The 15,088-nt window shown below is 63.9% G+C and carries 12 protein-coding genes; 9 read left to right on the forward strand and 3 right to left on the reverse strand.

Features of this window, described 5'->3' with window-relative positions; all coding sequences use genetic code 11:
- From HK28_RS05790 to HK28_RS05800, 3 genes are all read right to left on the reverse strand, one after another.
- On the reverse strand, positions 1–830 hold an 830-nt coding region (locus tag HK28_RS05790), incomplete at its 3' end, for a hypothetical protein (RefSeq protein ID WP_086643671.1).
- Positions 831–852: 22 nt separating this feature from the next.
- Positions 853–2,124: an AAA family ATPase gene (locus HK28_RS05795; RefSeq protein ID WP_026397036.1), complete on the reverse strand. Its 1,272-nt coding sequence runs from the start codon at positions 2,122–2,124 to the stop codon at positions 853–855.
- A gap of 107 nt (positions 2,125–2,231) precedes the next feature.
- Positions 2,232–2,813 (reverse strand): hypothetical protein, encoded by a 582-nt coding sequence (locus HK28_RS05800; RefSeq protein ID WP_086643672.1) that lies wholly within the window; start codon positions 2,811–2,813, stop codon positions 2,232–2,234.
- Between the two features lie 206 nt (positions 2,814–3,019).
- On the opposite strand from HK28_RS05800, the gene rimP reads away from it, so the two are divergent.
- From rimP to HK28_RS05845, 9 genes are all read left to right on the forward strand, one after another.
- Positions 3,020–3,661 (forward strand): ribosome maturation factor RimP, encoded by a 642-nt coding sequence (gene rimP / locus HK28_RS05805; RefSeq protein WP_086643673.1) that lies wholly within the window; start codon positions 3,020–3,022, stop codon positions 3,659–3,661.
- Positions 3,662–3,755: 94 nt separating this feature from the next.
- Entirely contained in the window at positions 3,756–5,315 is a 1,560-nt protein-coding gene (gene nusA, locus HK28_RS05810) for a transcription termination factor NusA (RefSeq protein ID WP_026397033.1), read from the forward strand.
- A 124-nt stretch (positions 5,316–5,439) separates the two neighbouring features.
- Positions 5,440–6,042, forward strand: coding sequence for an RNA-binding protein (locus tag HK28_RS05815; protein WP_233140383.1), 603 nt, complete (start codon positions 5,440–5,442; stop codon positions 6,040–6,042).
- Positions 6,043–8,712, forward strand: a complete 2,670-nt coding sequence (gene infB, locus HK28_RS05820; protein WP_086643674.1) for a translation initiation factor IF-2 — start codon at positions 6,043–6,045, stop codon at positions 8,710–8,712.
- A complete protein-coding gene (gene rbfA, locus HK28_RS05825; RefSeq protein WP_026397030.1) occupies positions 8,709–9,146 on the forward strand; it encodes a 30S ribosome-binding factor RbfA in 438 nt (145 codons plus the stop codon). Before infB ends, rbfA begins: the two co-directional genes overlap by 4 nt.
- Positions 9,147–9,388: 242 nt before the next feature.
- Positions 9,389–10,780 carry an NAD-dependent succinate-semialdehyde dehydrogenase gene (locus tag HK28_RS05830; protein WP_086643684.1) on the forward strand — a complete coding sequence of 464 codons (1,392 nt, stop codon included), beginning with the start codon at positions 9,389–9,391 and terminating at the stop codon, positions 10,778–10,780.
- Positions 10,781–10,929: 149 nt separating this feature from the next.
- Entirely contained in the window at positions 10,930–13,098 is a 2,169-nt protein-coding gene (locus HK28_RS05835; protein ID WP_086643675.1) for a glycosyltransferase N-terminal domain-containing protein, read from the forward strand.
- A 17-nt stretch (positions 13,099–13,115) separates the two neighbouring features.
- Positions 13,116–14,159: a tetraacyldisaccharide 4'-kinase gene (gene lpxK / locus HK28_RS05840; RefSeq protein ID WP_086643685.1), complete on the forward strand. Its 1,044-nt coding sequence runs from the start codon at positions 13,116–13,118 to the stop codon at positions 14,157–14,159.
- A gap of 44 nt (positions 14,160–14,203) precedes the next feature.
- Positions 14,204–15,088 carry a lysophospholipid acyltransferase family protein gene (locus HK28_RS05845; RefSeq protein ID WP_086643686.1) on the forward strand — a complete coding sequence of 295 codons (885 nt, stop codon included), beginning with the start codon at positions 14,204–14,206 and terminating at the stop codon, positions 15,086–15,088.

Raw genomic sequence — 15,088 nt, forward strand, 5'->3', positions numbered from 1 at the left:
TGTTTGGACCAGTCGGCGAGAATGGTGCTCAGTTTCGTTTCGCCACGTTCAGCCGGGCTGATGGCTGTCGCCACAGCCTGAAGATTGACGCTGCCGTCCTTGCCTCGGACGATGTGCGCCCACGTCGCCACCACCATGACCGTAGGCATCGGGAAGCCGAGCACACGCAGCCGCTCGAAGGCGAGGTTGAGGTCCGGCGCGGGAACCGTGACGTTAGGGCCAAGCATCATCGGTCCGGTGGACACGCAATCCGTCACGCCGGGCGCTGGCGTGGTCAGACGATTCATATACGCGGCGTCGTCGTGGCACGTTGGTTGCAGTGAGCCGGACTGATCCTTGGGTATAGCCGCGGTGCTTGCGCTGGCGATGACCACGCCGGTGACGACGCCGCGGTCCGTGCGCACGAACACGTTGCTGAGTATCTCGCCATGTGCGCCGATCTGCGTCGACAGGACCGGATGCCATGTTCCTGCCGGGAGCGGCAACTGGCGCCCGGCGAAGGGAACGATGTCGTGCAGGTCTGTGTCGATGGGTGGCGCGGATGACGTTGCAGGCACGCCGCCGGACTGTGCGCCGGGAGGAGCAGCTCCGCCCGGACCCGGCGCCGCTGTTCCGCTCCCGCCTGCGTCGTCGCCATCGGCGGCGGGCGCCGCCGGAGCGTCTCGGCCAAGCATATGGTCAATATAATGCGTGACGGTATGGAGGCGGGGAACCGTGCGCAACAGCCAGGCAGCCGGGTAAAGCAGCGCGACGATCATAAAGAAGATTGTCGCGAAGAGAGCCGTTCGCCACAGAGGCGCGCGAACCCATAAACGTGAAGCGGCGGACATAGGTCAGATCGGAGCCATCGTATCAGGGCGTCAGATAGGCGCGATTGGGAGAAACGGGGTCGGCGGCAATTTGCGCAGTGACGCCTTCATCTTCTTTGACGATGCGCACCATCTTTGCGCCCTGCTGCCGCGCAACGATCAGGGATTCGCTGATCATGTCTTCGATTGAACGCACGAGATCGCGCGCGGAGGCGGCGTCGCCCATGCGGCTCTGCCTGCGCATCACGTCAATCAGCAACGCCGGATCGATGCCGCCGGTCTCAACCTTCAGGCCGTAGCTCTCGATCATCGTCTCGATTTCGAGTGCGGAGACGCGGGCGATGTCGAGGCCTTTGAGGGCCCGGAAGACGAAGATGCGATCGAGACGGTTCAGCACTTCCGGCGCGAACCCGGCCTGACGCAGCGCCTCGACCGATTCTGCGCGCATACGATCCGGATCGTCGACCAACCGATCGGCGATTTCGGTCAGAGCTTCGGTTGCGATGTTGGAGGTCAGGACGAAGATCGCCCGCACTGTGGAAACCTGCGCGCCTGTCGACGCCTCAGTGACGTGACCGTCATTCCACGCGGTGAGGAATTTCTTGAAGACGTCGGGGTGCGCCTTTTCGATTTCGTCAAGCAACACGACAGCGTCCGGCTTTTCCTTCAGACCGCCGGTCAGCTTGCCGTAGGTATCGGAACCCACATACCCTTTGGGGGAGCCGAAAAGCTGCGTCGCAGCGTGCGGGCTGCTCATCTGCGTCATGTCGAAATGCAACAGCGGGCGCTCGAGCTGTTTGGCGAGCTGTTTGGCAAGGTATGTCTTGCCTGTGCCCGGAGGCCCGGCCAGCAGGAAGATTCCGACAGGCTTGCCGCGCACCTGCAGGGCGAGGCGGCGGCGGAGCTGACCCGCCATATCCTCGCAGACCTGATCCTGCCCGATGACGCGGGCGCGCAGATTGGCGGCCAGCTCCTCGGCGTCGATGGTCGTTTCCCGCTGTTCTCGGGCCATCATTTCTTCAAGAGCGTTGCGGTTGGTCAATCGAGCCAGAACGTCCATCATCCACCCCCGTCTGCGAAGAAGCCCGCGACGCGCCATTCGCTCGGCGCGCGTTTCGAACAACAGTCCCGCAATGGTAAAAAATCCGCCGACAGCCGCCAGCACCGGCCACGCGGGCTCGCACCATTTCATGAAATGGTCGAGGCTGGCGAGCGAAAGATGCAGGCTCGCCGCAGCCTGAAGGCTGGCCAGTATCAGAAAGATGACCATCATAACCGGCATGAACCGGTTAAGCGCGGGAAGCAGGCCCTTCATATCATATTATCCCGGTCTTGCGGCGCAGAATCATCGGGTCGCGCGGCGCTAGGGCCTCGTACGTCCGAACGATGATGCAGCGTGAAAAGCTCAATGGAACACCGCGTTCATTGCGCGACCACGGTCATGGTCAGGTACTCGTCGCGATGAATGGTCGGCAGCAATGTCGGTCCGAGCACCGTCAGCGCGCCGGGCTGCATGCCCGTCACGCCGGGGTCCGATACCGGGGAGATCTGCACTTCGCCGCTGATAAGGATCGGGAGGACGACGGAGACAGGATTCTGAGACAGCGTAACCATTTTCGTTATGACGCCTGACTGAACCGACACTACGCCGCCTGCTCCGCTGGCGTCGAAGATGGGCATCGTGACCAGCCGATATTCACGCCGCTTGATTCCCGCAAGGATCCGCGCCTGATCGCTGGCGGAGTATCCCGCGTTTTGCAGCGCCTGCTCAGCATGTTCAGGCGCGATCAGCGCGAATTCCGCGCCGAAGGTGAGCTGCCGCCCGGCGGGTTGCGCCGTTTTTTCCTGCTGCTGCGCGGCGGGCGTGCTTGCGTGGTTTAACCACGCGCCGCCGCCAGCGATCAGCGTGATGCCTGCGACCGCCGCGACGAGCACGCGCAACCCGGACGAACTCGTCTCGGTCTGCGGTTGTAATTCACGGAGGGGGTCGGGGCCCTGATTCATGGCGCTTATGAGACATCTTGCCCCCGGAAGGCGCAAGGGATTTACCTCTAAAATGGGCGTAACGTGACGTATCGAAGCGAATCTTATCCACCACGGTTCACGGCGCTTCAGGTCTCGGCGCGGCTCGTTCGGCGGATGGTTCTTGCGGTTGGAGGACTTATCGCCTACATTGACGAAATTCCTTTCATCTTCCGCTTTTTTGGGGGGTGGCCGTTTTGGCCGCCTTTTTTGTTTTGGACGAAGATCTCTCTACGCATACTGGCCTTGAGGCGCGAATCGCGGCTCTTATCGCGCCGACGCTCGTCGATCTCGGATACGAAATCGTGCGCGTCGCCGTGCTCGGCCGTGACGTGCCGACGGTGCAGATTATGGCGGATCGTGCTGACGGCTCGCAAATCACTGTCGATGACTGTGAACAGATCAGCCATGCGGTCGGAGCCGTCCTCGACGTCGAGGACCCGATTCCGGGCAACTGGACCCTTGAAGTGTCCTCGGCGGGCATTGATCGTCCGTTGACGCGCGTCAAGGACTGGGTGCGCTTCGCCGGGCATCTCGCGAAGGCGGAAGTCAATATTCCTGTCAACGGTCGTCGTCGCTTCTCGGGTGTTGTGCTCGGGGGCGACGAAGCTGGCGGTCGCTTGCGGCTGGACGACGGTAGTGAGGTGGTTCTGCCTTTCGCCGACCTGCGCAAGGCCAAGCTGATTCTCACCGATGCGCTCATCGACGCGGCGCAGCGTGAGGCGGGGGTCGTGCCTGAGGGCGAGGCCGAGACGTCTGAGGACGTGAGTTCAGCGGCCGCGCCCACAGGGCGCAGTCGGCAGAAGAAGCCGGGCGCCCGTCGGCACTGAAACCCGGGCGACCGGAGGTTGGGCCGTGACTACGGCGCGTCTCCGGATGTATGAATTTGGGCCGTTCGGTCTGTGTGTGGAGTGCTGAAGAGTCATGGACACCTCCGTTTCCCGTCCTGAGCTGCTGCTGGTGGCCGACGCCGTCGCGCGTGAAAAGCTGATCGATCGCGACGAGGTTCTCGAGGCGATGGAGCAGGCCATCCAGAAAGCCGGCCGCGCCAAATACGGTCACGAGAAGGACATCCGAGCGACGATCGATCGCCGCTCGGGCGAGGTTCGTCTGTCGCGCTGGACCGAGGCTGTTGAGGTCGTCGAGAACGAAGAGACGCAGATCCCGCTGCACATCGCACGCAAGTTCAAGCCGGAAATCCAGCTGGGCGAGCATCTGGTTGACCCGCTGCCGCCGATCGATTTCGGTCGCATTTCAGCCCAGACCGCCAAGCAGGTGATCGTGCAGCGCGTGCGTGAGTATGAGCGCAAGCGCCAGTATGACGAATTCAAGGATCGCGTGGGCGAGATCGTCAACGGCACGGTCAAGCGCACCGAGTACGGCAACCTTATGGTCGAGATCGGTTCAGCCGAGGCGCTGCTGCGTCGCGACGAGTTGATCCCGCGCGAGGCGTTCCGCAACTCCGATCGCGTGCGCGCCTACATCTACGATGTGCGTGACGAGCCGCGCGGCCCGCAGATTTTCCTTTCCCGCACCCACCCTGCGTTTCTTGCGAAGCTGTTCGCGCAGGAAGTGCCGGAAATCTATGACGGCATTATCGAGATCAAGGCTGTGGCCCGCGATCCGGGTTCACGCGCCAAGATGGCCGTCATTTCCCGAGACGCCTCCATCGATCCGGTCGGCGCGTGCGTCGGCATGAGGGGTTCGCGCGTGCAGGCCGTCGTGGCGGAACTGCAGGGCGAGAAGATCGACATCATTCCCTGGAGCCCGCAGGCCGCGACCTTCGTGGTCAACGCGCTGGCTCCTGCCGAAGTGTCGAAGGTCGTCATGGACGAAGAGGCCGGCCGAGTTGAGGTCGTGGTGCCCGACGAGCAGCTCAGCCTCGCTATCGGTCGTCGCGGTCAGAACGTACGTCTGGCGAGCCAGTTGACGCGTTGGGACATCGATATTCTGACCGAGGCCGAAGAGTCGGAGCGTCGTCAGGAAGAATTCCGTCGCCGGTCCGCGCTGTTCGTGGAGGCGCTGGACGTGGACGACGTCATCGCCGGCCTGCTGGTGACCGAGGGTTTCAACACGATCGAGGAACTCGCCTACGCCGAGCAGGACGAACTGATCGGCATTGAAGGCTTCGACGACTCGGTGGTCGAGGAACTTGTCCGTCGTGCGGAGACCTATCTGGCGCAGAAAGAGCAGGAACTGGACGACAAGCGCGTCGCGTTGGGCGTGTCTGACGATATCGTGGCGCTGAACGCGTTCACCAATCAGATGCTCGTGGCGCTTGGTGAAAAGGGCGTGAAGACGCTCGACGATCTGGCCGATCTGGCGGGTGACGAGCTGATCGAAATCCTCGGAACCGACTCGATCGACGAGGAAACGGCCAACGAGATCATCATGATGGCGCGTGCGCACTGGTTCGAAGGTGAAGACGGCGCTGAAGTTGCGGGCGAGTCGGGGGAGGCTTCTTCTGAGCACGAACCCCAATGAGACAAATCGTCACATCCATGCTATAAGCGCTGCGCAGTCCTCGTCTTCGGGTGAGGGCGACGCAACGGATCAGGTTGTTGGCGCCGATAATGGCGACGATGACGGTGATGACGAAAAAGGGCCGTTGCGTCGGTGTGTAGTCACGCGCGAGCGTGGCGCGCCGGAAACGATGCTGCGTTTTGTCGTTGGGCCCGACCGGGTCGTGGTTCCCGATCTCAGCGCGCGGCTGCCCGGACGGGGAATGTGGTTGAGCGCCCGGCGGGATGTGCTAGAAACCGCCCGGACTCGCGGAGCCTTCGCCAGAGCGGCGCGCGATCAGGTTGTCGTCCCTTCCGATCTGGCCGAAGTGATCGAAATCGGATTGCTGCGTCGGCTTACCGAGATTCTGGGGCTGGCCCGCAGGGCCGGACAGAGTGTATGCGGCTACGCAAAGGTCCGGGAGTGGATCGAGGCGGGGCGCGCTGGAGTGATCGTGCAGGCGTCTGACGGCAGCGTCGACGAGCGCGTCAGGATTATGTCCGGCGCACGTGACCTGCCGGTGGTGGCGTTCCTTGCGGCTTCGGCCCTGGGACAGGTTTTTGGCCGCGAGCGTGTTGTGCACGCGGCGTTGCAGGCGGGGCCTCTGGCTTCGCGACTGCGACATGAGAGTGAGCGTTTCGCGGGGATGGCCAGCCGGTCCGCCCCGCTTGCGTCGGGCAAGTCCGGCGATGGGGTAACAGGCGGGTAAATGAACGAAGGCAACGATCAGGATCAGGGTAAGGGACGTCTTTCCCTTCGGCCGGCGGGCAGTTCGACGGTAGGGCACACGGTCGACGCCGGTTCCGTACGCCAGAGCTTCAGCCACGGTCGTTCGAAGGTAGTGCAGGTTGAAGTCCGCAAGACGCGGGCGCCGAAGCCTGGCGCGAGCAAGCCCGGATCGGGCGGCGGCGGACGTGGCGCAGGTGGCCGCGCGGGACTTAACCGCGCGTTGACGCCCGCCGAGATCGCCGTGCGTCAGCGCGTGCTCGAAGAGCAGGCGGAACGCGAGGCTCAGCGCATCGAGCAGGAGAAGATCCAGATCCTCTCCGCCGCTGAGGAAGCGCGTCGCCGCGAAGAGGAAGAACGCCGCGCTGCCGAGGAGCAGGCTGCGGAAAAGGCTCGCGAGGAAGCTGAAGCGAAAGCCGCAGCCACCGCAAAGCCTGCCGCCCCGGCTCCCGCCGCACCTGAAGAGCGCGGCCCGGTTGTTTCGGCAGTGCCGATTCCTGGCGAGGTCACGCTCGCGCCGCCGACGGATCGCGTGATCCCGCTAGCGGAACGCGCGATCATGCCGACCAAGCCTCTGGTTCCGTCGCGGGCCCCGGCGTCTCAGCCGTCGACTCCTGCTGGCGAAACCTTGCGTCTGCGCACAGCTCGCGAAGGCGAAGACGACCGTCGCGGTCCTGCGCCTCGCAAGGGCGCCGGAGCGCCGCCGCCGCGCAAGAGCGCCGGCGCCGGTGCGAAGAAAGACGGTGGCATTGGTCGTCGTTCAGGCCGCATCGATGTTCAGGCGGCGATCGAAGGCGACGACGACAAGACCCGTTCGCTGGCGTCTGTCCGGCGTCAGCGCGAGCGTGAACGCCGGCAGGCGGAGCTGGAGCGTCTGCGCGCGGATCAGGTGCGCGTCGTTCGCGACGTCGTGCTGCCCGAGACGATCACGGTTCAGGAACTCGCCAACCGTATGGCGGCCCGTCAGGGCGAAGTCATCAAGGCGCTGATGAAGATGGGCGTCATGGCGACCGTCACGCAGACGATCGACGCCGACACGGCCGAGCTGGTCGTGCAGGAGTTCGGTCACCGCGTGCGCCGCGTCGCCGACAGCGATGTGGAAATCGGCATCGAAGGCGTCGAAGACACGGAGAGCGATCTGCAGCCGCGCGCGCCGGTCGTGACCGTCATGGGTCACGTCGACCACGGCAAGACCTCGCTGCTCGACGCGCTACGCACCACCGACGTCGCCTCGGGCGAAGCCGGCGGCATCACGCAGCACATTGGCGCCTATCAGGTTACGCTCGCCTCCGGCGCGAAGATCACGTTCATCGACACGCCAGGCCACGAAGCGTTCACGGCCATGCGCGCCCGCGGCGCGTCGGTTACGGACGTGGTGGTGCTGGTCGTCGCCGCCGATGACGGCGTCATGCCGCAGACGGCTGAGGCGATCAAACACGCCAAGGCGGCGAATGCGCCGATCATCGTCGCGATCAACAAGGTCGACAAGCCGGGCGCCAATCCGGAGCGTGTCCGTCAGGAACTGCTCAGCCACGAGATCGTCGTGGAATCGATGGGTGGCGACGTGCAGGACATCGAGGTTTCAGCGCTCAAGCGCACCGGCCTCGACAAGCTGGAAGAGGCGATTCTGCTTCAGGCCGAAATTCTCGACCTGAAAGCCAACCCTGATCGCGCCGCCGAAGGCGTGGTGATCGAGGGTAGGCTGGATCGCGGACGCGGCCCTGTTGCGACTGTGCTGGTTCAGAAAGGCACGCTGCGCAAGGGCGACATCGTGGTGGCCGGGGCCGAATGGGGCCGCGTTCGTGCGATGCTCGACGACCGCAGCCGCCAGATCGATCTCGCCGCGCCGTCGACGCCGGTGGAAATCCTCGGCATCGCGGGCGTCCCTGACGCAGGCTCTCCCTTCGTCGTGGTCGAAAACGAGAACCGGGCTCGCGAGATTTCCGAGTTCCGTCAGCGCAAGATCAAGGAACATGCGGCGGCCGGTCAGACGGCGGCGCGCGGCACCCTCGATCAGATGCTCGCTCGTATTCAGGCCGGCGCCCAGAAAGAGGTCGCTGTTCTGATCAAGGCGGACGTGCAGGGTTCGGCCGAGGCTCTCAAGGCCACGGTCGAGAAGCTGGCGCACGAGGAGGTCGCGGTCCGCGTCCTGAACGCCTCTGTCGGTCAGATCACCGAAAGCGACATCCAGCTCGCCAAGGCGTCCGACGGCGTGATCATCGCCTTCAACGTCCGCGCGACGTCGCAGGCGCGTGAGATGGCGCAGCGCGACGGCGTCGACATCCGTTACTACTCGATCATCTATCAGGTGGCGGACGACATCGAGCAGCTGGTCAAGGGCAAGATCGCGCCGAAACATCGTGAGAAGTTCATCGGTTACGCGGAAATCCGCCAGGTGTTCAACATCACGAAGGTCGGCAAGGTCGCAGGTTGCTACGTCACGGAAGGCGTCGTTCGTCGTGGTTGCGGCGTGCGTCTGCTACGCGACGGCGTGGTCATCCACGAAGGCGAACTCAGCCAGCTCAAGCGCTTCAAGGACGACGTCAAGGAAGTGGCCCGTAATTACGAGTGCGGTCTCTCCTTCGCCGGTTACAACGACCTGCGTGAAGGCGACGTCGTTGAGTGCTTTGAGATGGAGCTGGTGCCCGCGTGAGCCGGTCTTCTCCGAAACGTCCAGACGGAAAGGGGCCGGCGGGGCGACTCGCCGGCCTTTCCTCTTCAGGGCCCTCTCAGCGACAGTTGAGGGTTTCCGAAGAGGTGCGCCGCGTTCTGGCCGAACTTTTTGCGCGTACGACCTTCCGTGATCCGGAACTGGAAGGGGTCATGATCACCGTGACCGAAGTTCGTATTTCTCCGGATCTGAAGCACGCGACCGCCTTCGTCGCGCGGCTTGGCCGCACGGACGTGGAGGCGGTGTTGCCCGCGCTCAAGCGGGTCGCGCCCTATCTTCGTACGCAGCTTTCGCACACGCTTCGTTTGCGGATGGCGCCGGAGATTCACTTCCAGCCGGACACGGCGCTGGATTACGCGATGGAAGTCGACGCGCTGCTACGTCGACCAGAGGTCAAGCGCGATCTGGACGAGTGACCTTACGGTCTGCGTCCGGGAATTTCACTTCAAGATAAGATGTATTCTGGCGCGCTCTGAGCGTGCACAGATCGCCTTGCCGGCGCGCTGATTGCGCGCCTCCAGCGCAAGCCCTGTTGTCATCTCTGGCACGCAGTGACATTTTGCTTCTCCCAATGATCTGGGGCTTTGGTCGCTGCGCGACCCCGCTGTGCTGCGGGCCCTATTTCGAGTTTTCAGGCAGTATAAAAGGGGCATCGGCTATGGCCTACGCGACGGTCAATCCGTTCACCGGCGAGGAAATCAAGGTTTTTCCGAACGCGACGGACGAGGAAGTGAAGATCGCGCTGGATGAGGCGCATGAGACCTTCCTGTCCTGGCGCAAAACGTCTTTCAAGGAACGCGCCCGTGTGATGCATGCGGCCGCTAGCATTCTGCGTCGTGACATCGAGGAATATTCTCGGATTCTGACCCTTGAAATGGGCAAGCTGATTTCGGAAGCTCGCGCAGAGACAGAACTCACCGCCGCGATCTTCGAATACTATGCGATCAACGCCGAGCGACTGCTGGAATCCGAAGGGCTTCCTGTGCAGAGCAAGGAAGAAGGCCGCGCGAAGATCATCCATCAGCCGCTTGGCATTATTCTGGCGATCGAGCCGTGGAATTTCCCCTTCTATCAGGTGGCCCGCATCATCGCGCCGCAGCTTTCGGCCGGTAATACAACTCTGCTCAAGCACGCGTCGAACGTGCCGCAGTCGGCGGCGGCGATGGAACGCCTGATGATTGAAGCCGGTCTGCCGAAGGGCGGCTTCCGCAATCTGTTCCCGACCCGCGATCAGTTGGCGACCATCATCGCCGATCATCGTGTTCGTGGCGTCGCGCTGACGGGCTCGGAAGGCGCAGGCGGCAAGGTTGCCGCGCAGGCGGGCGCTGCACTGAAGAAGACGACGATGGAACTGGGTGGTTCCGACGCGTTTATCGTGCTTGAGGACGCCGACCTCGAAAAGACCGTGAAATGGGCCGTGTTCGGTCGTCACTGGAACGCCGGGCAGGTTTGCGTCTCCGCGAAGCGGATGATCGTGGTCGACAAGGTGTATGACGAGTTCGTCAAGCGTTATCGCGACGGCGTCGCGTCGCTGAAGATGGGCGATCCGATGGATCCCGCGACCACGCTCGCGCCGCTTTCGTCTCAGGGCGCCGTCGAGGACCTGAAGCGGCAGTTGGCCGAGGCGATCGAACACGGCGCAAAGGCTGAGGAAATTCCTCTTGCCGTGCCGAACACGGGCGCGTTCTTTCGTCCGGTCATTCTGACCGGCCTTGAGGGCGACAACCCGGCCCGCCTGTGGGAGTTCTTCGGCCCTGTGTCCATGCTGTTCCGCGCCAAGGACGAGGCAGACGCGATCCGTATCGCCAACGACTCTCCGTATGGTCTCGGCGGATCGGTGTTCACGCAGGACGAGGAGCGCGGCGAAGAAGTCGCGAAACAGATCGAGACTGGAATGGTGTTTATCAATCACCCGACCATGGTGAAGGCTGACCTGCCATTCGGCGGCGTTTTGCGTTCCGGCTATGGTCGCGAACTGATCGGGCTCGGCATCAAGGAGTTCGTCAACGCGAAGCTGATCGACGTGGTCGACATCGACGCGCCGTTCTGATTGCTCCGTGCGTGGCGTCGGGTAATCACGGCGCCACGCATATGATGCTTTGTGAACTGCGTCGGGCATGTTAACGCCCATTCATGTTTTATAGATTTACTGACAGCGCTCCAATTTCGGCAGGTCGTGGATGATGGCGCAGCACGGTCGTGACGACTGTGCCTGAGCCCTTCTCGCGCGACGTCGGTTCGGAATTGTTACGCAGGATCGTACAGGCCTGTGTGCGTCGTGGTCTGGCGTTGGCGCTGACGACGACGCGCTGGAAAGTCGAGATGGATGCGGCTTCACGTTCTCTTCTGCTTGATCCGGCAGGCTCTGGCGTTCTTGTGGCGTTCTGGCATGAGGCGCTGATGCTGGCGCCGACGCTCTGGTGGTGGACCGAGCCCCGCAATCCCCTGTTGAGACTGCGAGTATTGATCAGCCGTAATCGTGACGGTCGGATGATCGCAGGCGTGGTCGCTCCGTGGCGGATTCCAGCATTACACGGATCGTCTGATCGTAAAGGGAAGAACAAAGGGGGCGCGGTTGCGCTAAGGCGGTTGCGGGCGTCGCTCGAGCAGGGCGACGTCGTCGCCATCATGCCGGATGGCCCAAAAGGCCCACGGCGAGAGGTGCAGGCAGGCGCGCTCGCGTTGGCAGAGCTGACGGGCGCTCCGATCATTCCCGTTGGGGTTGCCTGTTCGGGTGTTCGGGCCGGGTCGTGGGACAGGATGATCGTTCCCCGGCCATTTGGGCGAGGCAGGCTGGTATGTGGTCCGCCGCTGGTGGTGGCGCGAGGGCGGCGCGACGAGATGCGCGCGCAACTGACAGCCGGATTGAACAAGGCGATGGCGGAATCCGGACGTCGCCTTCCCGACGCGGATTACGATGAACGCCTTGCGCCTATGCGCCCGCCCGGGATTTCCGGTCAGCAGGATGCACGAACGGCCACCGTCGGGCGGGCGTTAGGCTGTGTCTGGGCGGCGATCGCCTCTCTGATCGCGCCGGGGCTGATCGTTATGCTGAGGCGTCGCGTCGCGCGTGGCAAGGAATTGCCCGCCCGGTTGCGGGAACGAATCGGATTGGGGGACGGTGTGGCGAGGCCTCCGGGTTCACTGGTCTGGATCCACGCAGCCAGTGTCGGGGAAACCGTCTCCGTGCTGCCCGTGATTCGTGCGTTGCTTGCCTGCGTCTGGGGCGAGGCGAGCGACGCGCCGAATGTTCTTATCACTACCGGGACCGTCACAGGGTTCAAGACGCTTGCGGCGGCGTTGCCGGATGAAATCGCGACAGGTCGGGTGGTTCATCAGTTTGTTCCACTGGACGTGCCGCGCTGGGTGAACCGGTTCCTTAAACGCTGGCGGCCGCAGGCCCTCGTGCTGACCGAAAGCGAGCTTTGGCCCAATATGGTCGAATGCTGCCGCCGACTTGCGGTGCCGGTCATGGTGGTGAACGGACGCATGTCGGCGCGCGCGCTGGCTGGCTGGCGCCGCGCCCCCGATCTGGCGGCGTGGACGCTCTCGCCCATGCGGTGGATCGCAGCGCGTGCTGAGGAGGACGCGGCGCGGTTCCGTGTGCTCGGTGCGCCAGGCGTCGTCATGGCCGGAGATTTGAAGTTCGCCGCCGAGCCTCTGGGGTTCGACGCCGCGTTGCTGGAACGGCTGCGGCTGATCGTCGGAGAGCGCCCGGTATGGCTCGCGGCGTCGACGCACGAAGGCGAGGAAGCGGCCATTTTCGCCGCCGCCGCCGCGCTGCGCGACAGATACCCGGATCTTTTGACCATTATCGCGCCGCGTCATCCGGAGAGGGGCGCGGCAGTAGCGGCGCTCGCCGCCCGCGTGCTGCCGCCGCCGATCAGGCATGATCTTGGCTTGGCCCCGAGACGGTCACAGGGGCAATGGCCGGACGCGTCGGACCCGGTCTGGGTCGCGGACACACTTGGCGAACTTGGCGTATTGTTTCGTCTTTCCCGCGTCGTTTTCATGGGCAACAGTCTGTTCGAGACGCCAGAAGGGCGAGGGCGGCATGGTCCCGCGCGCAAGGGCGGAGGTCATAATCCGTTGGAGCCTGCCCGGTTGGGTTGCGCCATCGCCACAGGGCCCGCCATCGGGAATTTCGCCGCGACTTACGCCCGGTTGGGGGAAGCGATCACGGTAGTCGATTCCGTCGACGCACTTTCGCTCTGGTTGGGGCCTCTGCTGGCTGATGCCGGACACGCCTGGACAGCTGGGGACGCTGCACGACAGGCGGCGGATTTCGATAAGGCGCTCCCCGAGCGCCTCGCGCGACGTATTTACGAGACGATGGCGGAAGAAACACCCATGCAGGTGGGTGCGTGATCCGGTGGCCGCCACGGTTGCGCGCGCCCGCTTTCTGGAGTGCGGCGCCGGGCGTGGGGGCGCGGTTGCTGAAACCAGCGTCGGTGCTGGTGGAGGCGGTTGCGGCCAGACGGCGCGCTCGGGTCGGCGAGCGCGTGTCTGTGCCAGTGTTGTGCTGTGGCAACCTGACTGCTGGTGGCGCGGGTAAGACCACGCTCGTGCTCGACCTCGGCGCGCGGCTGAGAGAGCGGGGCGTAGCCGTGCATTTTCTGACGCGCGGATACGGGCGTAAGCCAAGAGCACGCGATACGGGAGCGAATATTTTCGGTCGTGGCGTTCCCGAGGAGTCTTTGCTGGTCGATCCCGATATCCATAACGCTGCGGATGTTGGGGATGAGGCGCTGTTGTTGGCCCGGATCGCGCCGTGCTGGGTCGGCGCTGACAGGGTTCGTTCAGCGCGGGCGGCGATCGCGGCCGGGGCGACGTGTCTTGTGATGGACGACGGATTTCAGAATCCGGGGCTGCACAAGGATTTGGCGCTTCTGGTGATCGATGGAGCGAGCGGTCTTGGCAATGGTCGCGTCATTCCGGCTGGGCCGCTACGGGAGAATCCGGAAGCTGGGCTGGCAGCGGCCGATGTTGTGGTCGTAACGGGCGAAGACCGGGTCGGCGTGAGAGCCTGGGTCGAAAAACGGTCGCCACGGGGAATGCCTGTGCTGCGTGCCTGGCCGGTCATGGAACCATCCGTCGATCTGCTGCGAGGGCGTCCGGTTGTCGCGTTCGCTGGACTGGCGCGTCCGTCCAAATTTTTTCGGGCGTTGCGGGAGCGTGGCGTGGTCCCGCTTCGCGCCGTGTCGTTTCCTGACCATTACGCATATCGGCGCCAGGACCTCGCGCGATTGGCCCGGATTGCTCTGAGGTTGGACGCGACGCTGGTGACGACCCCCAAGGACGCGGTGCGGTTGCCGGCTTATTTCCGGAGGCATGTGACGGTAGTGGGCGTGGAACTGGCGTGGGCAGACCCTGATGCGCCTGAGTCTCTGCTCGACCGTTGGCTTGAGCGCGAGGTAACCGCACGGTGAAGGCGGATCGAGAAAAGAGCGACTTGGTGCGTGTCGGCGTGGGGATGCGGGCGGAGGCGGCGCTCGCGCGGATCGCTCTGGTGTTGTTGCGGCGTCTCGGTCCGGTGCGCGCGTCGAATTTCGCCGGACGCCTGTGCCGTTTTGTGGGACCGTTTTTGCCGGTTTCGCGTGTGGCGTACGCCAATCTCCGGCTAGCGATGCCGGAACTGGACGAAGCGGCGCGAAGACGCATCGTGCTGGGCGTGTGGGAAAATCTTGGCAGGACAGCGGGAGAGTTCCCGCACATCGCCAGCCTGCGCGAGAACACCTCCTCGGGACCTGGTTTCGAGGTCGAGGGCGCCGAGCATCTGATCGAGCAGGCGCAGCGGGGCGGTTCGGTGCTATTCGTGTCAGGACATATCAGCAATTGGGAGATGCTCCCTCCGGGTGTTTCGGCGTACGGCCTCGGCTTCGCCTCGTTCTACCGAGCGGCGGCAAATCCCTTGGTCGACAGGATGATTCGGGATTTGCGTAATGAGGCGATGGGAGAGCCCAAGCCGCTATTCGCAAAGGGCGCACGGGGCGCTCGGGAGGCGCTTGCCTACGTGGCGCGCGGCGGGCGTCTCGGGATGCTGGTCGACCAGAAGATGAATGATGGCGTGGAGGCGCGGTTCTTCGATCGCCCGGCGATGACGGCGCCAGCTTTGGCGGCGATGGCGTTGCGGTACCGCAGCCCGGTTATTCCCGGTTATGTTCGCCGACTCGGCCCGGCCCGCCTGCGCATTGTGGTTGAACCACCGTTGCCGCTGCCCGATAGCGGCGACAGGCAAGCGGACATCCTGTCATTGACGCAGGCGGTCAATGACAGGCTGGAGGCCTGGATCAGAGCCTGCCCGGAAAGCTGGTTATGGCTGCATCGCCGATGGCCTGCGGAATCGAGCAAACCCTAA

It is taken from the genome of Acetobacter sp. DsW_063, from assembly GCF_002153745.1.
In the GTDB taxonomy this organism is placed as follows: Bacteria; Pseudomonadota; Alphaproteobacteria; order Acetobacterales; family Acetobacteraceae; genus Acetobacter.

Bases quoted from the DNA above. Each gene is read 5' to 3' on its own strand.
- HK28_RS05845 (WP_086643686.1), top strand. From the start codon at position 14,204: ATGCGGGCGGAGGCGGCGCTCGCGCGGATCGCTCTGGTGTTGTTGCGG.
- HK28_RS05795 (WP_026397036.1), bottom strand. From the start codon at position 2,124: ATGAAGGGCCTGCTTCCCGCGCTTAACCGGTTCATGCCGGTTATGATG.
- nusA (WP_026397033.1), top strand. From the start codon at position 3,756: ATGGACACCTCCGTTTCCCGTCCTGAGCTGCTGCTGGTGGCCGACGCC.
- HK28_RS05800 (WP_086643672.1), bottom strand. From the start codon at position 2,813: ATGAATCAGGGCCCCGACCCCCTCCGTGAATTACAACCGCAGACCGAG.
- infB (WP_086643674.1), top strand. From the start codon at position 6,043: ATGAACGAAGGCAACGATCAGGATCAGGGTAAGGGACGTCTTTCCCTT.
- HK28_RS05830 (WP_086643684.1), top strand. From the start codon at position 9,389: ATGGCCTACGCGACGGTCAATCCGTTCACCGGCGAGGAAATCAAGGTT.